The following is a 25722-nucleotide window of genomic DNA, read 5'->3' as shown; positions in this document are numbered from 1 at the left end:
CATGAGCCAACGGAAAACAGAAATATCAAAAGGGGTGGATTATATATTAATAATTGTCTATCTGATTTTATTGGCGATTGGCTTTACCGCCATTTTTGCGGTTACCTATAAAGATGGCGACCCGGTATTGCAAAGCTTCCTGAGCTATAAAACCGATTATAGCAAGCAGTTCTATTATGGATGTATAGCCATGGTTCTGGGCCTGTTTATACTGCTTACAGACAGTAAGTTTTTTCCTGCTACTGCCAATCTCTGGTATGCCGGTGGTATATTATTATTGCTGCTCGTTTTTCCCTTTCACTCGGCGGTAAAAGGTACCGAGTCTATTATACGCATAGGAGGCTTCCAGTTTCAGCCCGCTGAATTTTGTAAAATAAGCGTGGCGCTTGCTCTGGCCAAATATCTTTCATTGCCTGAAATGGATTTTAGCAAGCCCAAATCCCAGCTCATTGCTGCGGGCATTACACTCCTCCCTGCGGTATTATCGATTTTACAAAAAGAAACCGGTTTGGCTCTGGTGTTTTTTGCCTTTTTCCTGGTTATGTTCAGGGAAGGTCTGCCCGCAATTTACATTATTGTTGGTTTTGCGGCAGCGGCCCTGGTGGTAGCTACTTTGCTGCTCGATAAAAATGTGCTGGCTGTTATTTTAGCAGGGATTACTGTCATTGCCATCCTCTTCAACCAAAGGCAGATTAAAAGGGATAAAGGCATTTTGATAAAAATCGTTTTAGTAGGGTTGCTCTGTATTGGTATCCAGCGCTTTGGCGTGCCCTTTCTGTTTACTCATGTATTTGAAAAGCACCAGGTAGAGCGCATTTTTAGCACTATTGGCCGCGATATTCCCGAGGAATATATAAAAGGAGAAGTAAAAGTTGATGCTAAAACAGGTAAACAAAAAAATACGGCAGATTATAATGTAAAACAGTCCAAAATAGCTATTGGCAGTGGTGGATTGTGGGGAAAGGGCCTGCTTAGCGGCACCCAAACCCGGTATGGCTTTGTACCCGAACAGCGTACCGATTTTATTTTTGATGCCATTGGGGAAGGGTTTGGATTTATGGGCAGCGCTTTGCTTTTGGGGCTTTACCTGCTCCTGCTTTTCAGAATTGTAACCATTGCCGAACGCCAGCGTAGCACTTTTAGCCGCTGTTATGCGTACGGGGTGGCATCGGTGTTCTTTTTCCATATAGCCATTAATATAGCCATGACGGTGGGGCTGGCACCTGTAATCGGTATTCCTTTGCCTTTTGTCAGCTATGGGGGCACTTCGCTGCTTACCAATAGCGTATTGCTTTTTATATTGATAAGGCTTGATGCCGACAGACAAATGGTGCTGCGCTAATTTTTTTTCCAATTGCTGTAACTTTTTATTTTTTCATCCGTATAATTGGTACAGGAGGTTTCAGAGAGTATGCCATAGCGGCACTGTTATGATGAGATGAATACCACAAATGAAGTGTGCGACGCAAGACTGCTGAGGCGTATTCATCTGCTGGTTCAATAATAAAAATATTTTACAAAGGTCCGGGCTGCTTATGACAGAGAAAGAATATAATAGTTGTGTTACGGAGTATGCGGATGCACTGTACAGGTTTATGCTTAAAACGTTAAAGCACAGACCCGATGCGGAAGATATGGTACAAAATGCCTACGAAGTGCTGTGGCAAAACAGGCAGGAGATAAAGGCAGAGACCGCAAAAGCGTATCTTTTTAAAGTAGCCTATAACAAAATGATAGACCATTACAGAAAGAACAGCAGGATGGACCTGAGCGATAATTTTGAGCACCTGGAAACAGGAGTAGTAGAACGGCGTGATAACCTGAAAGAGTTGCTGGGAGATGCTTTGAGCCGCCTGTCGGAACAAAACAGGTCGTTGGTTTTATTGAAAGATTATGAGGGGTACAGCTATGAGGAAATTGGAGAAATTACCGGCCTTAGCGCCTCGCAGGTGAAAGTGTACCTGCACCGGTCCAGGTTGCAGCTAAAAGCCTACCTCGTAAAAATGGACCATTTAGTTTAATTTTTTAAAAAGGGACAATGCAAATCAACCGACATAATTATGAAGAGTTTTTCCTGATGTATGTAGATCTTGAGCTGTCTGCAGCCGAAAGGGAAATGGTGGATGCTTTTATACAGCAAAATCCTGATCTGAAGGCTGAGCTGGATTTGTTGCGGTATACGGTGTCGGGCAGTGAAAAGGATATTCATTTGGAGGATAAGGAAAAGCTGATGGCTATAAATGGTTTTAGAGAAGAAGATCTGCTTACTTACCTGGATGAGGAGATCGCACCGGAAATGGCTGCTGCTATTGAAAAAGCAGCAGACGAAAATGATAATATAAAACAGCGCCTGGCTTTGCTGGAAAAATTATATTTTAAACCGGATACTTCTGTTGTATATCCAGGTAAAGACGTTTTATACAGAAGGGCCAGGGTTAAAAAAATGGACTGGTGGAAAATGGCGATAGCTGCTTCATTACTGCTTTTAGTAAGCGCCTGGCTGTTTTTGTATAAGGAGGAAACAGAGGTAGAAAGTCCTTTGGCTGTGATAGATACAACAAGATCAGCACCTGCAAAAAGAATAAGCCCGCAGGCAGCTTTGCTTGATACAACTCCGGCGGGAAAGATGATGGAGGAACCCCGACAATATGTTAGCCCTCAAAAGAAAGATGAGCCAAAAAAGAATACAACTCAGGTTCCCGTATTCACGTCAGCACAGCCGGTAACTGCCGACCTGCCTGAGAAAAAAACGACAGAAAGAGGGCGTACAACACAGGTAACTGAAGCAGAAAGAACTGTTCCGGCTGTAGAGCATACTTCAGCCAGTAATATTCCCGGGACAGCTAAAGAAATCAAGGAACAGCCAATAATGGCCGAAACAGCAATGCAAACCGCTGTTACTGAAATTCCCGAAAAAGAAAAGAAAAACTCTTTGCTTAAAAAAATAGGAAAAAAAATTAGCGACCGTGCACTGGATATTTTATCTGGCGATGGGGATGATATTCATGTAGCCGGCTTTGCCATCAACCTCAAAAAATAATACTTAAAACTGAAAGTGATATGTTACGAAAAATAATGCCCGCTGTATTAGGACTGATATGGTCTGCCAATGTATTTGCCCAGAAAGATACCTCCTCTGTTACAGTACAGGTGATTACGGATAAGAACAATAAAAAGGTGATAGTAGATGCCGAGGGCAATCTGTATCAAAAAACATCGCGCCGCAAAAATGTTACTACCAACTGGCTGGGCGGTTTCGACTTTGGATTTGCCAATTTTGTTGACCATACAGCGTATGGTTCTGCCGGATCAGACGCTGTAGCTCCCGGTAGTACTGCTGATTGGTTTGATCTGAAGAATGGTAAATCGGTAAATGTAAACCTGTGGATACTCAGCCAGAAGGTGAATTTGGTGAATCATACGGTAAACCTTAAATATGCGCTGGGGCTTGAGTTGAATAATTACAGGTTTAAAAGCCCTGTAAGGTTCAATGAGAACGCTCCGTATATTCGTTGGGACAATACAGCCGGCCGTACCTATTCAAAAAATAAGCTGGCGGCTGATTATGTAACTGTTCCTTTCATGCTCAACTTTGATTTTGGATCAGGCAGTGGAAGTTCTATTAAATACAAAAAAGGAAAGGATGCTGTTTTTTCTTATGGAAAGAAGCGGGAATGGGGTTTTAGCGCAGGTATCAGCGCGGGGTATTTATATAGTGCCCGCAATAAAACCATTACTTCCGATGAGGGAAAGGAGAAGCTAAAGGACAACTTTAACCTGCGTCCCTGGAAGCTGGCCTATGTAGCAGAGATTAATTTAGGGTATCTCAGCCTGTATGGTTCTTATGCTGCAAAGAGTATGTTCAAGAACGGTCTGGATATGACACCCTATACTGTAGGTATCAGGTTTTAAAGAAATTCGGATTATAAAGACCGGCTTTGCTCTCGCGCTCTTGTTCTGTCTTTTCCCGATGATTTAGGAAGGCAGAAAAAAGGAGAATTTTCCTGCATTCAAAAGTTTACACGGGCGCTATTTTTTTCGCCGGATAGTGTTTTCACAACCTGCATACTTTATTTTTACTGTAAAATGTATCTTTACAGGATGACGAGACTTTTTCTGTTACTGATCTTGGTTCCTCTTGCTTTTACATCAATGGCACAGGACCGGCCTAAACCTGATACGCTTGAAATAGGGGGTGTTACAATTATAAGAGATAATGATCCTGATGCTATACCTGATGAGGTAAAGAAAGGCTTTCTGAAAAAACTGAGCAGCCGTACCAGCCCTAAAAAAATCAAAACCCAGTGGGCTACTATAGATATCGGCGTGTCAAACTATGTAGATAACACGGATTATTCAAGTGCTGAAGCTAAAGGGTATGCTTCCGGTGATGTAAATTCAGAGTGGCTGGATTTGAAGCCTTTCAAATCGCGGAACGTAAATATATGGCTGGTTACCCAGCAGTTCGACCTGGTTAGCCATTATGTCAACTTCCAGTACGGATTAGGATTGGAGCTGAATAATTATCATTACAAGCAACCTATCCGTTACGTGGCACAAGTGCCCGCAGTAGAAAATGCGCCCGTTATTTTTTTGGATGAGACGCTGAACAGGAGCTATAAAAAAAATAAACTGGCTGCCGATTATATCACTATGCCGGTAATGCTTAATTTTAATCTCACACCTTATCGTCTTTATCCATTTGAGATCAGCGCAGGCATTAGCGCAGGTTATTTATATAGTGCCCGTAATAAGGCGATTACCTCTGATGAAGGCAAAACAAAAACGCGTGGCGATTTTGACATGCGCCCCTGGAAATTGTCGTATGTTGCTGAAGTAAACCTGGGTATAATCAGGCTGTACGGTTCTTACGCTTTTAAAAGTATGTACCAGCGCGGACTTGACATTACACCCTATAATTTCGGTATCAGGATAAAACCGGTAGAAGTTTTCGGTAAAGTAGAAACGAATTAGGCGTGAAAAATAAACCTGTCTTCTTCACTGCAACCCTTCATAAATTCGAGGAGAATGCCGATAAAACAGGCTGGACTTACATTGAAATACCTGCCGACCTTGCACAACAGCTTAAGCCCGGCAATAAAAAGAGCTTCCGCGTAAAAGGACGAATAGATAAACATCCTATTGAGGGCGTTTCATTATTGCCTGCCGGTGGCGGGTCGTTTTTAATGGCAGTAAATGCCGCTATGAGAAAAGGTATAGCCAAAAAGCACGGCGCAATGGTGGAAGTAACGCTATCTGCGGATAAAAAGAAGTATGAATTAAATGCTGATTTCATAGCCTGCCTGGAAGATGACCCGGGGGCTAAGGCTTTTTTTAATATGCTGACGCCTTCTCACCAAAACTATTTCAGTAAATGGGTTGATGATGCCAAAACAGAAGCCACCAAAGTCAAACGAATTGCACAATCTGTTTTCGGGTTGGCCAATAAAATGGATTACGGGCAGATGATCAGGTATCATCGTGGAAAATAAAAAGAATGATCTGACCGCTATTTTAAAATTACGTTTTCTTATCTCTAAGTAACTTTTTCAGTAATACAATTTGCCCCAGGTGGTAATAAATATGCTGGATCATCGCATTGATATTGTGATAATTGCTTCCGTAGTTCAGGTTGGCAAAAGGCTGCTCCCAGTATTCCTGCGGCTTTTGGCCCACGAGCGCCGAAAACCTGGCAGCATCATCGTCCAGCTTTTTCAAAAGTGTTTGCCAGCTCTCGTCATTCGCAATCTTGGGAGCATCAAAGCTGAATTTATCCTTAATGTCTAATGGGTTGCCTTCCAGCACACGGTTAATACCGCTTATATAGTAATTAAGATGGAAGGCTAAAACGGCAATGCTGTTGTGGTTGCCAATTTTTTTATTGGCTTCTTCCCAGCTAACATCACTTAGCTGAAGTTTTAGGCTGGTAGTAGATACCCAGTCTTTGGTTTGATGTACGTCTGTAAACTGCTGTGCCAGCTGTTGCGATAGGTTGTTCATGTTTCACGGATCGATTATTGCACCGCTAATTTAAACAATTACCTGGTGCTAAATCAGAAATCTTAAATCCTACATCAGAAATAACCGATCCGTCCCGTATTTTTGCACCCTTATGGCAACAGATACTAACAGGTTTCAGGCGATCATATCGCATTGTAAAGAGTACGGATTTATTTTTCCCAGCAGTGAAATATACGACGGCTTACAGGCTGTGTATGACTATGGTCAATGGGGCGCCGAGCTGAAAAAGAACATTAAGGATTACTGGTGGAAGAGCATGACCCAGATGCACGACAATATTGTAGGCATTGATGCGGCTATATTTATGCACCCGACTACATGGAAAGCGAGCGGCCACGTGGATGGCTTTAACGACCCGATGATCGATAACAGGGATAGTAAAAAACGCTATCGTGTAGATCATTTGATTGAGTCGCACACCGATCAGCTAAAAGCCGAAGGAAAAGAAGACGAAGCGGCTGCTATCATTACCCGGATGGAGCAAGCAGATGCATCTGGCGATCTGGCAGGCTTAAAAAAGATCATTGACGATAATAAAATAAAATGCCCGGTAAGCGGCACTGCCAACTGGACCGATATCCGACAGTTCAACCTGATGTTTTCTACCGAGTTTGGCTCAACCGTTTCTTCGGAAGATGAGAATAACAAAGTTTACTTACGACCCGAAACAGCACAGGGCATTTTTGTCAACTTTCTCAATGTGCAAAAAACCGGTCGCATGAAAATACCTTTTGGTATTGCGCAGATCGGTAAAGCTTTCCGTAACGAAATTGTAGCGCGGCAGTTTATTTTCCGCATGCGCGAGTTTGAGCAAATGGAGATGCAGTTCTTTATCAGGCCCGGCTCGCAGCAGCAGTGGTACGAGTACTGGAAAGAGGCACGTTTAAAATGGCACCTCGAATTAGGCGTGCCAGAGTCTGAATATCGCTTTCACGATCACGTAAAGCTGGCGCACTATGCCGATGCAGCCTGTGACATAGAATATAATTTCCCCATGGGCTTTAAAGAGCTGGAAGGTATCCATAGCCGTACTGATTTTGATTTGCGTAATCACCAGGAGTACAGCAAAAAGAAAATGCAGTATTTTGATAATGATATTAATCCAGAAACCGGCAAGCCTTACGGTAATTATATTCCTTATGTAATTGAAACCTCCATTGGTTTGGATCGCATGTTCCTTTCGATGATATGCGCCGCTTATACCGAAGAAGATTTAAGCACTGCCGATAAAAAAGATGACCGGGTAGTACTGAAGTTTCCTGCAAAGCTGGCTCCTGTTAAGCTGGCTGTATTCCCGCTGTTGAAAAAAGACGGGTTGCCCGAAATAGCACAGGAAATTATGGCAAAATATCGCGGCGCGTTCAAATGCTTCTACGAAGAGAAAGATGCTATCGGCAAGCGTTACAGAAGAATGGATGCCCTGGGTGTGCCTTTTTGTGTAACTATCGATCATCAAACCAAAGAAGACAATACAGTAACTATACGCTATCGCGATAATATGCAGCAGGAGCGGATTACCATAGGCCAGATAGGCGAGATCATTAATAATGCTGTTAATAAATAACAATCGTTTGATAGAAAACACACCGGGCGTACCGCATGTGTTTTAATATATAACATCACCGTACAATTCTAGGTCATGAAAAAATCTCTTTTACTAATATTTTTTCTTGTTTTAATCTCTATGAGGGCAATAAACGCACAAGATATCACAGGCTCCTGGAAAGGGGCACTGGAAGTTCAGGGAACACAGCTCCCGTTAATATTCCATATAAAAAAAGATAACGACAAATGGATTACCTCTATGGACAGCCCGGCGCAGGGCGCAACCGGCATACCAGTAGATAGTACTTCATTTTCGGACAATAAATTATTTCTTGGAGTAAAAGCGGCCGGTTTAAGCTATAGTGGTACACTTGATAATAAAACCATAACGGGTGAGTTTAAACAGGGCGGCACAACATTGCCCCTGGTGCTTACTCAAACAGTAGTGACCAAACCCGGGGACACGACGCTGCCTTCCAGCGAAGCGGAACTTCAAAAAATAATGGCGCAGGATAGAGGTAATTATAAATATAAAGTAGAGGACTATTTTGCAAAGCCCCGGTCGGCTCAGTTTCAGTTATCTCCCGGCGGCAAATATCTTTCTTACATGGAAAAAGAAGATAATGGGAAGCGCCATGTGTATGTAAAAGAAATTGCAACCGGCAAGGTTACCAGGGCTATCGAGGAAAAAGAGGAACTGATCAAAGGCTATGGCTGGATCAATGATGATAGGCTGGTGTATGTTATGGATAACGGCGGTAATGAAAATTATCATATTTATGCAGCAGGAGTAGACGGCAGTAATATGCTCGATCTTACCCCCTTTGATGGTGTGCAGGCTGGTATTGAACGGATATTGAAAGATCAGAAGAATTACATGATCATCACCATGAACAAAGACAATAAACAGGTTTTTGAACCTTATAAAGTAAACGTGGTAACAGGATCTCTCGAAAAATTATATGAAAATAAAGATGTAGCCAATCCGGTTGTGGGCTATGATTTTGATAAAGATGGAAACCTAAGAGGTTTTACCAGAATGTTCCAGGGAATTAAATCGCAGTATTTTTATAAACCTTCCGGCGCTGCTGATTATGAGCTTTATTTTACTAACAACTGGGACGATGCTTTTAGCATACAGTCCTTTAGTTATAATCCGGCCAGTCCTGATGAAGCTTATGTTGTAACCAATCTGGACTCTGACAAGTCCCGTATTATTCTTTATGATTTTAAAAAGAAGGAAAAAATAAAAGAGGTTTTTGCCAATAAGGATTTTGATGCCGCAGGTATCGCTCTTTCGCGTAAACGGAATTATGAAGTAGACTACTACAGCTATGAGGGCGAAAAAGAGGAGATCATATCTGTTAGTGAAACATTTAAAAAGATCTATAACAATCTTTCCAACGATTTTAAAGGTTACCAGTTTGGCATTGCGGGAAAGACCGACGACGAAAGCAAATACCTGGTATATGTAACCAGCGACAGGTTGGTTGGTAAATATTATATATATGATGCTGCAACCGGAAAAACTACATTTTTGTATGACCTGATGCCACAGTTGAAAGAGGCAGATATGGCGGTAATGAAAGCTATTTCTTTTAAAAGCCGCGATGGCAAAACCATTCATGGTTATATCACATTGCCGAAAGCAGCTCTTGAAGGTAAGGTGGTACCAATGGTCGTAAATCCGCATGGAGGTCCGCAGGGTATAAGGGATAGCTGGGGGTTTAATCCCGAGGCCCAGTTGTTTGCCAGCCGTGGGTACGCCACGCTACAGGTTAATTTCAGGATCAGCGGAGGTTACGGTAAGGAATTTTTAAGAGCAGGGTTTAAGCAAATAGGCCGTAAGTTGATGGATGATGTGGAGGATGGTGTTAAATATGCCATTAATCAGGGATGGGCCGATAAAAATAAAATAGCCATTTACGGAGGCAGCCACGGTGGTTATGCCACTTTAATGGGGTTGATAAAAACGCCGGATATGTACACTTGCGGCGTTGACTATGTGGGTGTGTCCAATATCGAAACGTTTTTTGCCTCTTTCCCCGAATACTGGAAACCTTACAAGGAGATGGTAAAACAAATCTGGTACGATCTGGACAATCCGGAAGAAGCTAAAATTGCCAGGGAAGTGTCGCCGGTTTACCAGTTAGATAAAATCAAGAAGCCTCTTCTTGTTGTGCAGGGCGCTAATGATCCCCGTGTAAATATCAATGAATCTGATCAGATCGTGAAAGCGCTTCGTGCCAAAGGTTTCAATGTGCCTTATATGGTTAAATATAATGAAGGGCACGGTTTCCAACGCGAAGAAAACCGTATTGAATTTTATAAAACCATGCTGGGCTTTCTGGCGCAATATTTGAAATAAAACCATAATGGCATGTTTTATGCCTTTTTATGAAATTAAAAAATATACACATGAAAAAAACAAGTGGTTTAATAGCATTAGGCCTTGCAGCCTGGGCGTACTGGAAGTATAAAATGACACCAGAGCAAAAAGCCAATATAAAGGATAAGGTTTCCGAAGCGGGCAAAAATCTATGGGATAAAGTGCCGCAAAATGTAAAAGACGCCGTAGGGCAAAAAAAGACAGGTGAGGCGCTCTGAGCTTTTTCAAATGGATTCTTATAAAGTGGCTCAGGCCGCTTTTTTTATGTTATTTTGAATGGTTTCTATAAAAGCGTTCTGCTCATCCGGTGTCAGTAAATATTTTTTCCCGCCGTGGGTTTTAATAAAAACAGCGTTATGCAGGTTTGTTGCAAACCATTTCATGCGGCCCAGCTTTTTGCTGATAAATGTTCCGTAATAACCAAAGAAAGCTCCCGCGCCAAACAGGCGGAAACTTCCTTTTAATTGTTGTTTCGGTACAGGCGCCACTGATAAAACATCAGCTATTGCAATTTTTAAGGGTGGCATCAGCAAGCGGTTAATATAAATATGGTTCTTATCAATGCTGTACGATTTTGGCGCCGAGGCTGCACTAACTACCAAAAGCAATAGGACGGTCAGCAACACGATAAACAATACCCAACCTGTGTCTTCTTTGGTATGCACAAGAAACAACGCTGCCATACTTGCTGCTACAAGTATTATTACTGCAGGCGTGATTATTTTCGTTGCCGTATCGTACGATGCATTATAGTTCATTTTAATTGTTTTGAGATTTTCAGTATCCAACCTGTGATTAACTGCAGCACTGTTGGCGATATCGTTTCTTCAATAGTAGCGTACTCGCTGGCAGCACCGGTTTTTGCTTGCTGGAAAAGATGATTGAGTCCCGGCAGCTCTGTTACTTCAAAGTTTTTATTGCCAGCTCTTTCAAGCGAGGTTTTCCAACCGGCCAGGTTTAATAGGGCATCTACCTGAAAGTCAAGCGAACCATTTATAGCCAGTACAGGAATCTTTATTTTTTCAATCGCTATTTGCGGATTTTGTTTGGCAAAATAAGAGAACCAGGATGTGCCAACCTGTGCAGCTACAGCTTTGCTCATGTCCTGCACCAGTGGAAATTTTTGAGCAAGATGCTGCTCAAGATCTGTTTTTAAATGATTACCTGTATAATTGTTGTTGAAGCTGTATGCCTCATTTACAATAGCTTTATTAATATCAGCGGCAGCTTCGGGCACATTACCAAGCTTTAAAGCCACATCAAGCTGCTTTTTCATCAAAGTATCGACAGGTACGCCCGGTCCGGCCATAGATATTATGAATTGCACTTTTTTATTATTGTTGGCCACCAGCGGGGCAATCATACCCCCTTCGCTGTGTCCTAGAAGACCGATGTGCTTAAAGCCTCGTCTTGCCAGGTAATGTACCGCGCTGTTTATATCTGTAACAAAATCGGCAGTAGTAGGCCCGTCCTTTCCTGCTTCAGAACCGCCAACATTCCTGTCATCGAGCCTTAAAGAGCCGATCCCGTTATTAGCAAGATGATCGGCGATCACTAAAAAAGGCTTGTGCCCAAACAACGTTCCATCACGGTCTTGTGCACCGCTGCCTGTGATCATTACTACAACAGGAAAATTCTTTTTATTGGAAGGCGTAGTTAAGGTGCCCGCCAGCAGATTTCCCTCATCCTGGTTTCTTAGGACAATCTCCTCGATTTTATAGCTGAACGGCGGGTGTGGCGTTTGCGGACGGTTATATACCGGAAGGCTATCTTTTGTACGGGTAAGCCTTAATGGTAAAGAAGTAGTCATTTGCGTAAAAATACCGGCAATGCTATCTCCGCTCACCATTGTTCCCACATAACGGAGTTGGATATTATTCACTACTAAAGTCAGCCGATCGTTCACCAATTCAGTCGTATCCACTTTCATTCCCCTCACTCCCTGCGCCGGGCTATCCATTGTACTGGTAAATGCAGTGCCTTTCTGCGTAATATGAAGTACCAGTGGAAGTTTTGCGCCTTGTATATCCAGCTCACCTGCCCAGTGACCTGTGATGGATTGTCCGTAGACTGTAAGAAATAAGACAGTTGATAATGCAATAAATAAGTATCTGAGCATAAAATTCGTTTCAGGAATTTTGTAAAAAAAATCTGGTTATCATCATTTTCGCGATCAGATCAGCCATTAGCAGACCTGTAACTATAAACAGTACATGAAACCATTTTTTGGAATTGGTAGCAGTTTTAAAGCCGTTAATAAGCAATATAACTGCATAAGCCAGCATGATAAGGCATACAAAGCCAATCACCGTCAGCAATATAAGATCAGGGCCGGAAGGTTTAAACTGCTCTATCTTCTGGATGTCCGGTAATTTTTGAAGTATGGATTTTGTTGCCGGTATAACAAAGGCCATAAGGTATAACGGGATGCGAAAGATTAATGCAACATTTAAAATATCTATAACCCTGGTTCGCTGGTTTACAAACAGGCTGATACCATATAAGCAAACAAAAAGTACCATTACCGCTATAATGTTTTGCAACAGCGCTGCGATGAAGTTTTGTTCTGCTGTAAGGTGTATATTAATAACGCCATCATAAATAATATTAAGGGCAGCAGCTGCCCAACTGGCTAATAACAGGCTCAGGATGCCGGTTATTAAAAGGGCACGCTCCTGGAATTTCATAAACGGGTTGAAAAAGTAAACGGGTTTCATCTTAATCAGTTTTAAGCGTTTTGATCTTTTCGATCATATCATCCATTTTGTTTCTCATAGTAGGATAACTGTTACCCGCCAGCCTGGCCATTTCTTTAATACTGCCGCTTGCCAGGAAGAAATCCATGATAAAATCCTGTTCCTCCCTGCTCAATTTTAAAAAAAGAGGCAGATCGTAACTGCCTGTAATTCCGGTAGAGCAGGTATCGCATTTTAATTGACTTACCTTGAGCGCATGATCACAGCTTGGGCACAAAACGGGCATTTTCATTTAATAAAATTAAAGAAAATATAAATAAAACTAAAAAATATTTGTGTTTTATGAAATTATGAGGCAAAAAAAACCGCCATGCTTTTATACATGACGGCAAAACTTTATCCTACTATGACGACAAGCTAAGAGGCCTGATGTAAAAATAGGAAATCTATTTTAATTAAACTAACAAATGTTAGGGAATTTGCAGTTTTAAACCATCATAAGCTAAATACCTGCCCTTGGGCAGCTCTTTAGAAATGATATGGTGTAAACCGATCTGGTGCGAGAGGTGAATGAAATAAACCTGTGGTATTGCCAGTTCCCCGGCAAGATCCAGGGCTTCCTGCAGGGTAAAATGCGATATATGCTTTTCTTTCCTCAGTGCATTCAGCACCAGTATTTCTGATCCTTTTATTTTTTCTTTAGATGCCGGCTCTATCCTGTTAGCATCTGTTATATAGGTGAATTTTCCCATCCTGAATCCCAGCACCGGCATGTACAGGTGCCATACCGGTATAGGGATCACTTCCACATCATTTACCCAAAAAGTGTCCGTATCATTTATGGTATGCAGGTTCATAGAAGGTACTCCTACATATTTTACGTCAGCAAAGGCATAATCAAATTCCGTTTTTACCCGTTTCAGGGTTGCGGCTGAAGCAAATACATCCATCGGTTGATGCTGAAAATAATTGTATGCTCTCACATCGTCCAAACCGGCTATATGATCTTTATGCGAGTGGGTTAAAAGTATAGCATCCAGATTATTAACCTGGTTAACAAGCATTTGCTGTCTGAAGTCGGGACCTGTATCTATTACAATAGTAGTGCGGGGCGATTGTATAAGAATACTGGACCTAAGCCGCCTGTCTTTGCTGTCAGCAGAAGTGCAGACTTCGCAATGGCAGCCTACCATTGGTACGCCCGAGCTGGTACCGGTACCAAGAAAAGTGATTTGTAAAGGCGGGTAAGGCAAAAGAAATTCGATAAATAATTAATTAACAATGAATACTATATCCCGGATTTTACGGGGTCTCCGGCTCGTTCTCCGCTTCCGGTTTTTCCATTACTTCGGTGTAGAGCTTCCTGGCATTATCGTCCAGGTTTTCCGGATCAATATTCAGTTGGGGTATCATTTCAACCAAAGCATTAATACGCCCTTCGGTTTGTAAAAACTTATTCAGTACCACTACTTTTTTATTGTCTAAAATACAATATCCACTTTGAAAATTTCCCCTTTCATATCGTAAAATATAGCCGCATTGTTCGGGTATAGCTTCTAATTTGTCTAAGGTATTTTGTGTGTACTTAATCATCTTGCTTATTGATGCGCAAATATAAACAATTGCCAAAAGCCGTATGGGGCAATGTTAATATTATGGGGAATGTTTCTGCCGGCTTATGTGTTTGGCAAAATCGCTAATTTTGTGGCAAAGCATCGTAGAGCCGCTTCCATTCGATTTTGAATTTCTGAAAAGAATAAAATTTAAAAATTGTCCCGCAAAATTATCAATGATCCTGTTTATGGATTTATCACAATAGATCATCCTTTGCTGCTACAGATCATTTCTCATCCCTACTATCAAAGGTTACGTAATATTCACCAGATGGCGTTTGCGCACCTGGTTTACCCGGGCGCGGTGCACAGCCGTCTTCATCATTCTTTGGGAGCCTATCACCTGATGTGCATGGCGCTTACCGAGCTGAAAAGTAAGGGAACTGTAATTACGGATGACGAGGCGCTGGGCGCCAAGCTGGCCATTTTATTGCACGATGTGGGACATGGCCCTTTTTCGCATGCGCTGGAGCACGAGCTGATAAAAGATGCACATCACGAGAGTATATCGCTGATGATCATGCACCGTCTGAATGAGGAGTTTGGCGGTCAGTTACAGGCTGCCATTGATATTTTTACGGATAAGCATCCCAAAAAATTTTTACACCAGTTGGTTTCGGGGCAACTGGATGTGGATCGTATGGATTATCTGAACCGCGATAGCTTTTTTACAGGTGTTGCCGAAGGGGTAATCGGTTATGATCGTATCATCAAAATGCTTGCTGTAAAAGATGGCAGGCTGGTAGTAGAGGAAAAAGCGATCTATTCCATTGAGAAATTCCTGCTCAGCCGCAGGCTTATGTACTGGCAGGTATACCTGCATAAAACCGTTGTAGCTGCGGAAAAAATGTTGATCAGGATCATACGGCGGGCCAAAGAGCTGATTGCCCTGGGAATGGATGCTCCGGCGGCAACCGTATCGCTTAATAAATTTTTGCACGCATCTCAAACCGGTTTTTCAATAGTTTCTTTGTTAGATGATTTTTGCGGGATGGACGATCACGATGTGATGGCTACCGTAAAAAACTGGTGTCATCACCCGGATAAAATACTCTCTGTTTTATGCAAAGCCATTATTCAGCGAAGAATTATGCATATCAGATTGCAGTCTGCACCCATATCCCCCGACTTTCGGGAGCGGCAAAAAGCTGAAATTGTGGCTGCTGCAGGCATTGATGCGGAAGATGCTGGTTACTTTGCCTTTGGAGGAGAAGCCTCCAACCAACTGTACAACAGGAACAACGAAAGTATTAATATATTATATAAGGATGGTACCTTAAAGGATATTTCGCGGGTGGATAATGCGATTATCAACCTGGAACTGAGCGAGCCTGTTAAAAAATATTATTTTTGCTGGTTAAGGCTTTAGTTCCGAAAGTTTAACTTTTAATATTTTTTTACTTCCCTACTTTCGATTAACTATAACCGACTAATAAATAAAGTTTTAAACATCTGAAAATGCTTTTTTCTGCTTCTCAAATCGCGTTGTTAATTAATGGTACTGTAGAAGGTGATCCCAATGCTGCTGTTGGGTCATTTGGTAAAATAGAAGAAGCAGGAGAGGGGCAGCTGAGCTTTTTGGCCAATCCTAAGTATGAAGAGTATCTATATACTACCAGGGCCACTATTATCATTGCCAATGAGTCGCTCGAATTAAGGCAGGCCGTAAGTCCCACATTAATCAGGGTAAAAGATGCCTACAGTGCTTTTGCCACTTTATTGGGAAAGTACCAGGAGTTTAAGCAGCAACAGTTAAAAGGCGTGCAGCAGCCGGTTTATATCTCTGCAACGGCTTCTTATGCTGATGATGTTTTTATCGGGGCTTTTGCCTACCTGGGTGAGCACTCAAAGATCGGGAAAGGGTCAAAAATTTATCCCGGCGTTTTTTTGGGAGATAATGTTGTAGTAGGAGAGAACACAACACTGCACCCCGGTGTGAAAATTTTGCACAGCTGCAACGTAGGTAACAATGTAACCATACATGCGGGTACTGTCATCGGCAGCGATGGATTTGGTTTTGCGCCACAGGCGGATGGCAGCTTTTCTAAAGTTCCGCAGATCGGAAATGTGGTAATTGAGGATGATGTTGAAATAGGGGCTAACAGCACCATAGACCGGGCTACCATTGGTTCTACTATTATTAAGAAGGGCGCCAAGCTGGACAACCTGATCCAGATCGCGCATAATGTGGAAATAGGTTATAGTACAGTAGTAGCTGCGCAGGCAGGTATCAGCGGCAGCACTAAAGTAGGCAAAGGAGTGATGATTGGGGGCCAGGCAGGTATTGTGGGGCACCTTCATATTGGCGATGGTGCTAAAATTAATGCGCAAAGCGGGGTGAGTAAAGATCTTGAGCCCGGCAAAGCTGTTACGGGTTCTCCTGCGCACGATTATACTTCGGCGCTGCGCAGCCAGGCTCTCAACCGTAAGCTGCCTGAGCTTGAAAAGCGGATAAAAGAGCTGGAGCAGCTGATCGCCCGGCTGAGGCCCACCACGTAAAAGATCACAGCTCACAATTGTCTACCCGGTCCTTTATTGTTTTTTTACATATTCTTTTCATTTCGCTTATTGTAATACAGCGTAATCGAACATAGCAATTTTATGAAAATTCCTTTAGGCGCCCAGGTATGGTCTCTAAGAAATCAATTAAATGACAATGCCGGAGTTGTTTTCAACAAGCTGGCAGCGGCAGGTTATACTTTTATTGAACCCGCAGGGTTTAATATTACTGAAAAAACCATGCAGGGCTTTTTATTACCTGAACTGAAACGGATGGCCGGTTATCATGGACTGGAGATCATTAGCGGGCACTTTCATTTTGGTGTGGAAGAGGCTCATGCTGTTTGCGAAGCGGCTGTGCAAATGGGCATGAAGTATATTGTCAGGTCTTTTTTTCAGAACGAGGTTAACCCCAATACAGACTATTATAAACAGGCCGCTGACGCGTTGAACCATATCGGCGAAACTGCCGAAATATATGGTCTGCAATTAGCTTATCATAATCATGCGCATGAATTTGATGCTATCAATGGCATATTACCTTTTGATTTGCTGCTACAAAATACAGATCCGGAACTGGTGAGTTTTCAGGCCGACCTGGGGTGGATGGTTTATGCCGGCCAGTTGCCACAGGAATATTTTAAAAAACATCCCGGTCGTTTTCCGCTCTGGCATTTGAGGGATATAGATGCAGATACTAAGAAATCAACTGCAATGGGTGAAGGAATGGTTCCCTTTAAATCAATCTTTGCAGAGAAAGAAAAAGCAGGTTTAAAATATGCTATGGTGGAAATGTCATCTGATATTGAAAATCCATTGGGGAAAATGCTAGATAGCTATACAATCCTCAATAAACAATTTTAAGGCACCGGGCTTGTGGCAATGAGCGGTTTTACTTTCTTTTTACCAGTCTCGCTTTTTTGATCACTACATCTTTCAATGGCCTGTCTTTATCAGCTCCTTTGCTGGTAGGTACGGCAGCAATTTTGTCAATAACCTCCATACCTTCCGTTACTGCTCCAAATACCGTATAGTTTTGATCCAGGTGTGGGGAGCCGCCAATGGTGGTATAAACGTCACGGTGTGCCAGTGGGATTTTTTTCCCGTTCAGTCTTTTGATCTCAAGTGTATCTAATCCGCCGGATGTCCATACTTTTCCCTGCACTATGTAAAACTGGCTGCCGCTGCTGGCTTTTGCAGGATTCACATCGTCACCTTCGCGTGCCGCCGCTATAACGCCTTTTTTGTGGAAAAGATCAGGCCTGAATTCAGCAGGCACGGTATAAGCCGGCCCTCCCTCTCCCAAAGGTATACCGGGTGTAGCTTTCCGGCTGTCGGGGTCGCCGGCCTGTATCATAAAATGATGAATTACCCGGTGAAACAGCACACCATCGTAATACCTGCTTTTAACCAGCTTTAAAAAATTATCGCGGTGCAAAGGCGTTTCATCGCTGAGCCGTACACGCATGTTACCGTAGTTGGTCTCTATTAAAACATCCTTTTTATAGTCGGCCGTGTACAGTTTGTTTTGCGATGTACAGCTGAAAAGAAACAGCACAAAATATATAAATAGCAGCTGGCGCATTAAAAACCGTTTTGTTCAAAGTAAAGCAGTACGTGATCTTTCAAAAAATTTTCCTGCTCAATAGGGTTGAGGTCGGGCATCGGCTTTAATTGCTTATAATGAGGCCAGCCTTCTTCATCCACCCCTTCCAGCTCGTAGTAGCCGCTGGGTTCCAGTAACCGGCAGATAGCTATGTGCATTAAATCTTGTTTTTGCTCTTTTGTAAATGTATCCTGCGGGCCAAATTCCTGTATGCCGATAAGGAAAAGAATCGCTTCCATATCGGGCTTTTTCCCGAAACGTTCTACCAGTTTTGCCTCTAACGTCCACCAGCGCACCTGTAAATCATCGTTGTTAACCATAATAGCAAAAGTAACAGTTTACTTAGTGATAAGAAAACAACTTCTTTTCAGCTTTCCTTCAAAATCAAACGGGGTGGTGGCTTTGGTTATATTTTTTATACCGGAGGCTGGGATGTTTTTTTCATCCAGCTCAAATTTTGTGTAATTATTGCTGAAATAAAGCCATCCTCCCGGAGATAATGCTCTAAGACAATTGTTGATAAGGCCTGCATGATCGCGCTGGATGTCTAAAACGCCTTCCATTTTTTTACTGTTGCTAAAAGTAGGCGGATCCATGATAATGATGTCGAACGAACCTGGAGCTATTGTTTCAAGATATTGCAAAACATCGGCTACAATAAAATGATATGGAGCATCAATCGTAAAACCGTTTGCCTGCATGTTTCTTTTGGCCCAGTGAATATAAGTGTTAGATAAATCGACCGTAGTAACCTGCAGGGCACTGCCTGCCGCAGCATACACTGAAAAAGAGCCGGTATAGGCAAAAAGATTAAGTACCCGTTTACCCGCGCATTGGTCCATCACCATTTTCCGGGTAATGCGGTGATCTAAAAATAACCCGGTATCTAAATAATCAGAAAGATTGACAATAAATTTCAGACCGTTTTCATGTACTATATATTCAGTTTTGGATGTTCCGGTCTTTTGGTATTGCCCTTCGCGCCCGGCCTTGCGTTGCCGGAGTTTTGTGAAGATCAGATCAGACTGAACATCCACTACTTCAGACAGGATGGTGATGCTTTGCTGCATCCAGAACTGATGTGCGTCTTCATGTAGCTGGTGGTTGCGCCTGTATTCAGAAACATAGAGCTTATCTTCATATTTCTCGATAATAAAGGGAAATTCCGGCAGGTCGTGGTCATAAATACGATAGCAGGAAATATTTTGTTTTCTTGCTGCTTTAGATAAATGCCTGTAAACCTTCGCTAAACGATTTTCAAACATTTCAAATTTATCGGTGCCGCTCATCAATGGAATTTTTTTGCGAATTTAGCGGTTGCTTTTTAGTTGGCAAGTTGAAAGGTTGGTACGTTAACAAGGTACGGTTCTACTTTTCTACCTGTCAATGTTCGGCTGATCAACATTTCAGCTATCCAATACGCAATTGTAGATATCGAAACCACGGGCTCATACGCGGCTGCTAACGGAATTACAGAGATCTGTATCGTGGTTCTTGATGGGAGTGAGGTGGTACAACGTTATGAAACTTTAATTAACCCCTTGCACCAGATACCTTATTTTATCCAGGCCATGACAGGCATTACCAATGAAATGGTAGCGGATGCGCCTGTGTTTGAAGACGTAGCCGCTGAAATTTATGAAATATTGAAGGATAAGATTTTTGTGGCACACAATGTGAACTTCGATTATTCCTTTATACGGAGTCAGCTGCAATACTGCGGGTATGATTATGACGCTCATAAGCTTTGTACAGTAAGGCTTAGCCGGAAAATATTGCCTGGGTACCAGTCTTACAGTCTGGGTAAACTTTGTAATGCCTTAGGTATTAACCACGTTAATCATCACCGTGCGGGGGGAGATGCGGATGCCACAGCAACGTTATTTAAAATGCTGCTGGAAAATGATGTAACCGGGCATATTGCAAAAAGCCTGAAGCGTACTTCCCGGGAACATATTTTACCTCCTTATGTTCCTAAAACTGATTTTGAGCAGCTGCCCTATACTGCCGGTGTATATTATTTTCATGATGAAAAAGGTAAAGTGGTGTATGTGGGTAAGGCTAAAAATATCCGGTATCGAGTAAGCAGCCATTTTAGTAACAATGCTACAACAAAGCAGAAGCAAAATTTTATGCGCCATGTGCATCATATCAGTTTTGAGGAATGTGGTACGGAACTAATGGCTGCGGTAAAAGAATCCTCCGAAATTAAGAGGCTGTGGCCACGGTTTAATGCTGCGCAAAAACGCCGGGAAGAGGTATATGGTATTATTTGCTACCACGATCAAACCGGTTATTTACGGCTGGCAATAGATAAAGTGAACAGCCGTTATGAAGTGATCAGCTCTTATCATCATATAGAGAATGCTACTGCAGCCTTAAGGCAGTTGGTTCATGATTTTGATTTATGCCCGCGCCTCTGCTTTTTGAATGAGCGCCTATATGAGGAAAAGATGCACTCGTTATTATGTAAAGGTGCCTGCAACAAAAAAGAGCCGGTACCGGTTTATAATGAACGCGCGGACAGCGCATTAAATAAGCTCCGGGGCCTCCCGTCTTTTGCAATAATCGATCAAGGGGTCACGTTCGATCAGCGTTCCTGCATATTGGTATGGCAGGGAAAGTTTTACGGCATGGGGTTTATACCTGCTGATATTACCATAGAGCATCCTGAAGGATTTAAAGATATGGTTACTCCTTATAAGGAAAACGGCACTATCACCCATATGCTTTTTAGCTATGCCAAGAGATATCCGTCCAAGGTGAAATTTTTTGAAGTTTGATGCATCGTATGGCGTTTTTTATTTAAACTTGTACCCCGATATTCAGTTCATTATGCGGAAGAAAGCACAGGTAGTCAACCCCGCGCTTTATCCGGGCGGGATATTTCGATAGATGTCAGTTAATGTAGAAAAATATAAATAATGAAATATATTGTAATTGTAGCGTCTCTTGCCTTATTTGCCTTTCAACCTGCTAAGAAAAAGAAAGTGATCTTTTTTGGCGACTCTATAACGCAGCAGGGGGCCGCTCCCGGGGGATACATCCCTAAAATTGACAGCCTTTGTAAAACGGAAAACAGACAGGAGGATTTTGAGTTTGTTGGAAAAGGCGTTGGCGGCAACCGCGTATATGACCTGTTCTTACGTTTCCAGGAAGATGTGCTGGAGCAAAGACCAGATATCGTTATAGTATATATCGGTATTAATGATGTATGGCACAAAACTACAAGCGGTACCGGTACTGAGTTTAAAAAATTCGGAGCTTTCTATGATAAAATGATCACCAAAATGAAAGCTCAGGGCATACAGCCTGTTATGTGCACACCCTCTGTAATAGGAGAGTATAATGATAATACGAACCTGCAGGATGGTGATCTGAATTTTTATGCTAAATGGATCAGGGAGTATGCTGCCGCAAACAATATTCCTTTGATCGACCTGAGAAAGTCTTTTATGAACTACCTGGATCAACACAATCCGAAAAATGAAGAAAAGGGAATTCTTACTACAGATCGGGTTCATTTGAACGCAGCCGGGAACTTAATGGTTGCACAAGAGATGTGGAAGGTGTTAAAGACGATAGATAATAGGCGATAGGCCATATACCGTGGTCACAATCGGTTATGATCTATTGACAAAAACGACATCCCTTGCTGTCTTTATTTTCCGGATACTCCGTCACTAACTGGGTCTTACTGTACCTTGCCGCATTTTTTATTGGTCTTTCCAAAGCCGGGCTGAAAGGTATAGATATGCTGAACGTCACCATTATGGCTATTGTGCTGGGAGGCAAAGCCTCAACAGGTGTAGTGCTGCCATTATTATGCGTTGCAGATCTGATGGCAGTAAAGTATTACCATCGCCATGCAGAATGGAAGCATTTCTGGAAGCTGATACCCTGGATGGTAGTAGGCGTGTTGATTGGCGTATTCGCCGGTCAGCAAATGAACGAAGTAGTGTTCAGAAAGATAATGGCAGTGATCATTGTTCTTACCGTGATCATTATGCTGTACCTTGAAATAAGGAAAACGCTCACTGTGCCCGCTAATAAATTTTTCGTTTCGGGAATGGGGTTAATATCAGGGTTTACTACCATGATTGGTAATCTTGCAGGTGCTTTTTCTAATATCTATTTCCTGGCTATGCGTATGCCCAAAAATAATTTTATTGGTACTGCGGCCTGGGTATTTTTAGCGATCAACTATTTCAAATTGCCTTTCCAGTTTTTTTTCTGGAATAATATAACCTTCTCCACTCTTACAACAGATCTGATGTTGTTGCCTGCGCTTATCGCAGGGTTTATTTCAGGAATAAGGATTGTGGCCTTGATAAAAGAGGATAATTATCGTAAGCTTATTATTATCCTTACGTTTACAGGAGCGGTATTTATTTTTTTAAAGTAGCATCCACTCATGGTTTCAAAAACTTAAGTACCAGAATTTCCCGAAAGAGAGTTTGGAATACCAAGTTGTGTAACGATAGGATCTCACAGAGATCGCAGACTTGCACAGAAAAGTTCTGTGATCATCCGGGCAATCTGTGAGTGATAAATGTAGTATCATACTTTACATAACTTCTACTAAATAATAATTTTTCTTTCCCTTTTGCAGGAGCAGGTATTTGTTATGAAGCAGGAAAGAAGCATTTACAGATAGCTGAACATCTTCCACTTTTATGCGGTTGAGCTGCACACCACCTCCCTGCACCAGCTTACGTGCCTCGCCTTTGCTCGCAGTGATTTTTGCATCTGCTAACAAGGAAATGATGTCCATCCCTTCTTCAACCCGGTTTTTTTCTATAGCAGACCTTATAATACCGTTCATTCCTTCCAGGTCTTCCACGCTCATTTCTTCGGCTGGCCTGAACTGGTTAGCAAAAAGCTTTTCGGTAGTAACAATAGCTTTTTCGTATTCGTCTGCTCCATGTACAAAAATGGTGATTTCTTTTGCCAGGGTTTTCTGGAGCAGGCGTTTAGACGCATCGGCTCTGTGTGCTTCAATGACCTCGTTTACGGTAGGCTCATCTAAGAAAGTAAAGATCCTGATCCAGTTTTCTGCGTCTGTATCACTGGCATTGAGCCAAAACTGGTAAAACTGGAAAGGTGTGGTTCTTTTAGGATCTAACCAAACATTCCCGCTTTCGGTTTTTCCAAATTTGGTACCGTCGGCTTTTTTTATTAACGGGCAGGTAAATGCAAAAGCCTCGCCCTGTGCTTTACGGCGAATGAATTCAGTGCCCGTGGTAATATTGCCCCACTGGTCGCTGCCGCCCATTTGCAGTTTGCAGTTATTTTCCCGGAACAGGTGGTAAAAATCGTAGCCCTGCATCAGCTGGTAGGCAAATTCGGTATAGCTAATACCTACCTCGCCTTCAAAACGTTTTTTGACACTGTCTTTGGCCATCATATAATTTACTGTAATATGCTTACCTGCGTCCCGCAAAAAATCAATAAAAGAAATATTTTTAAACCAATCGTAGTTGTTAACCATTATAGCCGCATTGGGCTTGGCAGGGTCAAAATCAAGGTATTTCTCCAGTTGGGCCTTGATACCTGCTATATTAGCGGCCAGCTGCTCTTCAGTAAGCAGGTTTCTTTCTTCGCTTTTACCGCTGGGGTCGCCGATCATACCCGTAGCGCCTCCCACCAGTGCAATGGGTCTGTGCCCTGCTTTTTGCATATGTGCCAGCAATAATATAGGCACCAGGCTGCCAATGTGCAGGCTGGTAGCCGTGGGGTCGAAGCCAATATATCCGGTAGTGATCTCTTTTTTCAGTTGTTCATCGGTGCCGGGTATCATATCCTGCACCATACCACGCCATTTCAGTTCTTTTATCAGGTCCATAGCGGCAAAAATAAGTTTTTAAATGGTTGGCAGGAAATAATATGGAATCACCGGATCGTGCTGACTCCATTCAAATTTTCACATCGTGTGCAGCATGTGGCCGGTGAAAACACCGTTCATGGCGATATCCGCGGCGGCACAAAAACATTGTACCGCGAGTGTTGAAATACACCCGATAGCGCTGCTCATATCCGGCTATATCGTTAATTTCGCAATGGGGCATTGTGAACACAATTATGTATCATTGCATATATATTTGATAAATATATAACGAGGCCGGGTAGTGCAAGCCCGCCCGGCCGAGCATAAAAGACAAAGCCGATGAGATATTGCTAATTACTTGACCTGGTTAAATATTAATAATAACTGTTTGGTGATCAATAGAAATTTTATATCCTTTGCGAGCTTATTAGTGCTGGCGGTTTTTGTTTGCAATAATGGTATGGCCCAGTTCCGCAAGTACTCCAATGAATTTTTAAATATTGGCGCCGGTGCGCGCGGCCTTGCTATGGGTAGTGCACAGGTAGCTTCTGTAACGGATGGAACGTCCGGCTACTGGAACCCGGCAGGGTTGGTGCATGTACAGGGCCATACGCAGGTAAACCTGATGCACTCAGAGTATTTTGCAGGAATTGGAAAATATGACTTCGTAAATGTGGCTTTACCCACTACGAATGAAAAAAGGGTGTTGGGCTTAACCGCTTTGCGGTTTGCGGTAGATGATATTGCGAACACTTTGTTTCTGGTAAACCCCGATGGCTCATTGAACTATAATAATATCAAAACCTTTTCATCTGCTGATTATGCTTTTCTTTTATCTTATGGGCAAAATCTGAAAAAAACAGCCAATAGCATGGTGAATTTCGGAGCTAATGCAAAAGTGATCTATCGTGGTGTAGGAAAGTTTGCACAAGCCTGGGGATTTGGCCTGGATGCCGGTTTACAGGTGTTTAAAAATAACTGGCGTTTTGGAATCACTGCTAAAGACATAACCAGCACTTTTAATACCTGGTCCTTTAATTTTACAGATAAGGAAAAAGAAGTATTGTATCTTACCAACAATGAGATACCGGTAAAATCAACGGAGCTTACTTCTCCGCGGTTAACTTTGGGAGCCTCGCGATTGTTTAATGTAGGTAATTCTTCTACTATTCTAGCTGAAACTGATTTTGATATAACATTTGATGGACGCAGAAATACGCTGATAAGTAGCAATCCTGTAAGTTTGGATCCGAAACTGGGAATAGAATATGGCTATAAGAACATTTTTTTTGTGAGAGGCGGTATCAATAATTTTCAGCAGGGGCTGGCGGATGGCGATACCTTAAACCAGAAAAAAGTTTGGATTTACCAGCCCAGTGTTGGAGTGGGCTTCAGGATAAAATCTGTTGTCATTGATTATGCTTTTGCCAACCTGGCTAATCAATCCAATCCATTGTTTACGCATGTTTTTTCTTTGAGGCTTGATATCAGGAAAAAAGAAAAATCCACTGTATTTCAATAACCGG

27 protein-coding genes are annotated in these 25722 nt (G+C 42.4%); 16 read left to right on the top strand and 11 right to left on the bottom strand.

The genetic code is table 11. The annotated features are described in order from the left end of the window. Position 1: 1 nt before the first annotated feature. The 6 genes from rodA (at position 2) to ACYVBM_RS01710 (ending at position 5492) form a co-directional block, all read left to right on the top strand. Positions 2 to 1342 carry a rod shape-determining protein RodA gene (gene rodA / locus ACYVBM_RS01735; protein WP_460683884.1) on the top strand — a complete coding sequence of 447 codons (1341 nt, stop codon included), beginning with the start codon at positions 2 to 4 and terminating at the stop codon, positions 1340 to 1342. A 193-nt stretch (positions 1343 to 1535) separates the two neighbouring features. After that, positions 1536 to 2021: an RNA polymerase sigma factor gene (locus tag ACYVBM_RS01730; RefSeq protein ID WP_460683883.1), complete on the top strand. Its 486-nt coding sequence runs from the start codon at positions 1536 to 1538 to the stop codon at positions 2019 to 2021. Between the two features lie 17 nt (positions 2022 to 2038). Continuing rightward, positions 2039 to 3040 carry an anti-sigma factor family protein gene (locus ACYVBM_RS01725; protein ID WP_460683882.1) on the top strand — a complete coding sequence of 334 codons (1002 nt, stop codon included), beginning with the start codon at positions 2039 to 2041 and terminating at the stop codon, positions 3038 to 3040. A 20-nt stretch (positions 3041 to 3060) separates the two neighbouring features. Then, positions 3061 to 3912: a hypothetical protein gene (locus ACYVBM_RS01720; protein ID WP_460683881.1), complete on the top strand. Its 852-nt coding sequence runs from the start codon at positions 3061 to 3063 to the stop codon at positions 3910 to 3912. Positions 3913 to 4101: 189 nt separating this feature from the next. Next, positions 4102 to 4974: an outer membrane beta-barrel protein gene (locus ACYVBM_RS01715; RefSeq protein WP_460683880.1), complete on the top strand. Its 873-nt coding sequence runs from the start codon at positions 4102 to 4104 to the stop codon at positions 4972 to 4974. 2 nt (positions 4975 to 4976) lie between these two features. Continuing rightward, on the top strand, positions 4977 to 5492 hold the full coding sequence (locus ACYVBM_RS01710; RefSeq protein WP_460683879.1) for a YdeI/OmpD-associated family protein: 516 nt from the start codon (positions 4977 to 4979) through the stop codon (positions 5490 to 5492). Positions 5493 to 5520: 28 nt separating this feature from the next. On the opposite strand, the gene ACYVBM_RS01705 is transcribed toward ACYVBM_RS01710, so the two are convergent. Further along, positions 5521 to 6000: a DinB family protein gene (locus ACYVBM_RS01705; protein WP_460683878.1), complete on the bottom strand. Its 480-nt coding sequence runs from the start codon at positions 5998 to 6000 to the stop codon at positions 5521 to 5523. A gap of 112 nt (positions 6001 to 6112) precedes the next feature. Here ACYVBM_RS01705 and ACYVBM_RS01700 point away from each other — a divergent pair, with 112 nt between their 5' ends. From ACYVBM_RS01700 to ACYVBM_RS01690, 3 genes are all read left to right on the top strand, one after another. Then, a complete protein-coding gene (locus ACYVBM_RS01700) occupies positions 6113 to 7585 on the top strand; it encodes a glycine--tRNA ligase (protein ID WP_460683877.1) in 1473 nt (490 codons plus the stop codon). A gap of 120 nt (positions 7586 to 7705) precedes the next feature. Further along, the gene (locus ACYVBM_RS01695; protein WP_460683876.1) at positions 7706 to 9934 is read left to right on the top strand and encodes an alpha/beta hydrolase family protein; all 2229 of its coding nucleotides are present in this window, start codon (positions 7706 to 7708) and stop codon (positions 9932 to 9934) included. Between the two features lie 50 nt (positions 9935 to 9984). Next, the gene (locus ACYVBM_RS01690; protein WP_460683875.1) at positions 9985 to 10173 is read left to right on the top strand and encodes a hypothetical protein; all 189 of its coding nucleotides are present in this window, start codon (positions 9985 to 9987) and stop codon (positions 10171 to 10173) included. A 30-nt stretch (positions 10174 to 10203) separates the two neighbouring features. Here ACYVBM_RS01690 and ACYVBM_RS01685 read toward each other — a convergent pair whose 3' ends face one another. The 6 genes from ACYVBM_RS01685 to ACYVBM_RS01660 all read right to left on the bottom strand — a co-directional run bounded on the left by ACYVBM_RS01685 (position 10204) and on the right by ACYVBM_RS01660 (position 14244). Next, a complete protein-coding gene (locus ACYVBM_RS01685; RefSeq protein ID WP_460683874.1) occupies positions 10204 to 10713 on the bottom strand; it encodes a PH domain-containing protein in 510 nt (169 codons plus the stop codon). Beyond that, complete coding sequence (locus ACYVBM_RS01680; protein ID WP_460683873.1) at positions 10710 to 12074, bottom strand: alpha/beta hydrolase family protein; 1365 nt, start codon at positions 12072 to 12074, stop codon at positions 10710 to 10712. Before ACYVBM_RS01680 ends, ACYVBM_RS01685 begins: the two co-directional genes overlap by 4 nt. A 10-nt stretch (positions 12075 to 12084) precedes the next feature. Next, complete coding sequence (locus ACYVBM_RS01675; protein ID WP_460683872.1) at positions 12085 to 12672, bottom strand: hypothetical protein; 588 nt, start codon at positions 12670 to 12672, stop codon at positions 12085 to 12087. 1 nt (position 12673) lies between these two features. After that, positions 12674 to 12943 carry a DUF2089 family protein gene (locus tag ACYVBM_RS01670; RefSeq protein ID WP_460683871.1) on the bottom strand — a complete coding sequence of 90 codons (270 nt, stop codon included), beginning with the start codon at positions 12941 to 12943 and terminating at the stop codon, positions 12674 to 12676. Between the two features lie 178 nt (positions 12944 to 13121). After that, positions 13122 to 13904 carry an MBL fold metallo-hydrolase gene (locus ACYVBM_RS01665; protein WP_460683870.1) on the bottom strand — a complete coding sequence of 261 codons (783 nt, stop codon included), beginning with the start codon at positions 13902 to 13904 and terminating at the stop codon, positions 13122 to 13124. Between the two features lie 49 nt (positions 13905 to 13953). Continuing rightward, a complete protein-coding gene (locus ACYVBM_RS01660) occupies positions 13954 to 14244 on the bottom strand; it encodes a hypothetical protein (RefSeq protein WP_460683869.1) in 291 nt (96 codons plus the stop codon). 177 nt (positions 14245 to 14421) lie between these two features. Here ACYVBM_RS01660 and ACYVBM_RS01655 point away from each other — a divergent pair, with 177 nt between their 5' ends. The 3 genes from ACYVBM_RS01655 to ACYVBM_RS01645 all read left to right on the top strand — a co-directional run bounded on the left by ACYVBM_RS01655 (position 14422) and on the right by ACYVBM_RS01645 (position 17627). Continuing rightward, positions 14422 to 15633, top strand: a complete 1212-nt coding sequence (locus tag ACYVBM_RS01655; protein ID WP_460683868.1) for an HD domain-containing protein — start codon at positions 14422 to 14424, stop codon at positions 15631 to 15633. A gap of 89 nt (positions 15634 to 15722) precedes the next feature. Then, the gene (lpxD, locus tag ACYVBM_RS01650) at positions 15723 to 16763 is read left to right on the top strand and encodes a UDP-3-O-(3-hydroxymyristoyl)glucosamine N-acyltransferase (RefSeq protein ID WP_460683867.1); all 1041 of its coding nucleotides are present in this window, start codon (positions 15723 to 15725) and stop codon (positions 16761 to 16763) included. A gap of 102 nt (positions 16764 to 16865) precedes the next feature. Next, entirely contained in the window at positions 16866 to 17627 is a 762-nt protein-coding gene (locus ACYVBM_RS01645) for a sugar phosphate isomerase/epimerase family protein (RefSeq protein WP_460683866.1), read from the top strand. Between the two features lie 28 nt (positions 17628 to 17655). Here ACYVBM_RS01645 and ACYVBM_RS01640 read toward each other — a convergent pair whose 3' ends face one another. The 3 genes from ACYVBM_RS01640 to ACYVBM_RS01630 are packed head-to-tail and all read right to left on the bottom strand — an operon-like array spanning position 17656 to position 19658. Next, on the bottom strand, positions 17656 to 18348 hold the full coding sequence (locus ACYVBM_RS01640; RefSeq protein WP_460683865.1) for a peptidylprolyl isomerase: 693 nt from the start codon (positions 18346 to 18348) through the stop codon (positions 17656 to 17658). Then, a complete protein-coding gene (locus tag ACYVBM_RS01635) occupies positions 18348 to 18689 on the bottom strand; it encodes a hypothetical protein (RefSeq protein ID WP_460683864.1) in 342 nt (113 codons plus the stop codon). The genes ACYVBM_RS01640 and ACYVBM_RS01635 overlap by 1 nt, the downstream gene beginning before the upstream one ends. Before the next feature lie 18 nt (positions 18690 to 18707). Continuing rightward, entirely contained in the window at positions 18708 to 19658 is a 951-nt protein-coding gene (locus ACYVBM_RS01630; RefSeq protein WP_460683863.1) for a class I SAM-dependent methyltransferase, read from the bottom strand. A 105-nt stretch (positions 19659 to 19763) separates the two neighbouring features. Here ACYVBM_RS01630 and ACYVBM_RS01625 point away from each other — a divergent pair, with 105 nt between their 5' ends. The 3 genes from ACYVBM_RS01625 to ACYVBM_RS01615 all read left to right on the top strand — a co-directional run bounded on the left by ACYVBM_RS01625 (position 19764) and on the right by ACYVBM_RS01615 (position 22774). Further along, the gene (locus tag ACYVBM_RS01625) at positions 19764 to 21152 is read left to right on the top strand and encodes an exonuclease domain-containing protein (protein ID WP_460684284.1); all 1389 of its coding nucleotides are present in this window, start codon (positions 19764 to 19766) and stop codon (positions 21150 to 21152) included. A gap of 141 nt (positions 21153 to 21293) precedes the next feature. Beyond that, positions 21294 to 21968 (top strand): SGNH/GDSL hydrolase family protein, encoded by a 675-nt coding sequence (locus tag ACYVBM_RS01620; protein ID WP_460683862.1) that lies wholly within the window; start codon positions 21294 to 21296, stop codon positions 21966 to 21968. Between the two features lie 53 nt (positions 21969 to 22021). Further along, the gene (locus ACYVBM_RS01615) at positions 22022 to 22774 is read left to right on the top strand and encodes a sulfite exporter TauE/SafE family protein (RefSeq protein ID WP_460683861.1); all 753 of its coding nucleotides are present in this window, start codon (positions 22022 to 22024) and stop codon (positions 22772 to 22774) included. Between the two features lie 162 nt (positions 22775 to 22936). Here ACYVBM_RS01615 and tyrS read toward each other — a convergent pair whose 3' ends face one another. Next, positions 22937 to 24214, bottom strand: coding sequence for a tyrosine--tRNA ligase (gene tyrS, locus ACYVBM_RS01610; protein ID WP_460683860.1), 1278 nt, complete (start codon positions 24212 to 24214; stop codon positions 22937 to 22939). 391 nt (positions 24215 to 24605) lie between these two features. Here tyrS and ACYVBM_RS01605 point away from each other — a divergent pair, with 391 nt between their 5' ends. Beyond that, positions 24606 to 25718 carry a putative type IX sorting system protein PorV2 gene (locus tag ACYVBM_RS01605; RefSeq protein WP_460684283.1) on the top strand — a complete coding sequence of 371 codons (1113 nt, stop codon included), beginning with the start codon at positions 24606 to 24608 and terminating at the stop codon, positions 25716 to 25718. Positions 25719 to 25722: the final 4 nt, after the last annotated feature.

Source organism: Niabella aquatica (genome assembly GCF_054779315.1).
The sequence above is the reverse complement of the archived record's forward strand: the minus strand, read 5'-3'. Positions and strand labels throughout refer to the sequence as shown.

Bases quoted from the DNA above. Each gene is read 5' to 3' on its own strand.
- rodA (WP_460683884.1), top strand. From the start codon at position 2: ATGAGCCAACGGAAAACAGAAATATCAAAAGGGGTGGATTATATATTA.
- ACYVBM_RS01730 (WP_460683883.1), top strand. From the start codon at position 1,536: ATGACAGAGAAAGAATATAATAGTTGTGTTACGGAGTATGCGGATGCA.
- ACYVBM_RS01725 (WP_460683882.1), top strand. From the start codon at position 2,039: ATGCAAATCAACCGACATAATTATGAAGAGTTTTTCCTGATGTATGTA.
- ACYVBM_RS01720 (WP_460683881.1), top strand. From the start codon at position 3,061: ATGTTACGAAAAATAATGCCCGCTGTATTAGGACTGATATGGTCTGCC.
- ACYVBM_RS01715 (WP_460683880.1), top strand. From the start codon at position 4,102: ATGACGAGACTTTTTCTGTTACTGATCTTGGTTCCTCTTGCTTTTACA.
- ACYVBM_RS01705 (WP_460683878.1), bottom strand. From the start codon at position 6,000: ATGAACAACCTATCGCAACAGCTGGCACAGCAGTTTACAGACGTACAT.
- ACYVBM_RS01700 (WP_460683877.1), top strand. From the start codon at position 6,113: ATGGCAACAGATACTAACAGGTTTCAGGCGATCATATCGCATTGTAAA.
- ACYVBM_RS01695 (WP_460683876.1), top strand. From the start codon at position 7,706: ATGAGGGCAATAAACGCACAAGATATCACAGGCTCCTGGAAAGGGGCA.
- ACYVBM_RS01690 (WP_460683875.1), top strand. From the start codon at position 9,985: ATGAAAAAAACAAGTGGTTTAATAGCATTAGGCCTTGCAGCCTGGGCG.
- ACYVBM_RS01685 (WP_460683874.1), bottom strand. From the start codon at position 10,713: ATGAACTATAATGCATCGTACGATACGGCAACGAAAATAATCACGCCT.
- ACYVBM_RS01680 (WP_460683873.1), bottom strand. From the start codon at position 12,074: ATGCTCAGATACTTATTTATTGCATTATCAACTGTCTTATTTCTTACA.
- ACYVBM_RS01675 (WP_460683872.1), bottom strand. From the start codon at position 12,672: ATGAAACCCGTTTACTTTTTCAACCCGTTTATGAAATTCCAGGAGCGT.
- ACYVBM_RS01670 (WP_460683871.1), bottom strand. From the start codon at position 12,943: ATGAAAATGCCCGTTTTGTGCCCAAGCTGTGATCATGCGCTCAAGGTA.
- ACYVBM_RS01660 (WP_460683869.1), bottom strand. From the start codon at position 14,244: ATGATTAAGTACACACAAAATACCTTAGACAAATTAGAAGCTATACCC.
- lpxD (WP_460683867.1), top strand. From the start codon at position 15,723: ATGCTTTTTTCTGCTTCTCAAATCGCGTTGTTAATTAATGGTACTGTA.
- ACYVBM_RS01645 (WP_460683866.1), top strand. From the start codon at position 16,866: ATGAAAATTCCTTTAGGCGCCCAGGTATGGTCTCTAAGAAATCAATTA.
- ACYVBM_RS01640 (WP_460683865.1), bottom strand. From the start codon at position 18,348: ATGCGCCAGCTGCTATTTATATATTTTGTGCTGTTTCTTTTCAGCTGT.
- ACYVBM_RS01635 (WP_460683864.1), bottom strand. From the start codon at position 18,689: ATGGTTAACAACGATGATTTACAGGTGCGCTGGTGGACGTTAGAGGCA.
- ACYVBM_RS01630 (WP_460683863.1), bottom strand. From the start codon at position 19,658: ATGAGCGGCACCGATAAATTTGAAATGTTTGAAAATCGTTTAGCGAAG.
- ACYVBM_RS01620 (WP_460683862.1), top strand. From the start codon at position 21,294: ATGAAATATATTGTAATTGTAGCGTCTCTTGCCTTATTTGCCTTTCAA.
- tyrS (WP_460683860.1), bottom strand. From the start codon at position 24,214: ATGGACCTGATAAAAGAACTGAAATGGCGTGGTATGGTGCAGGATATG.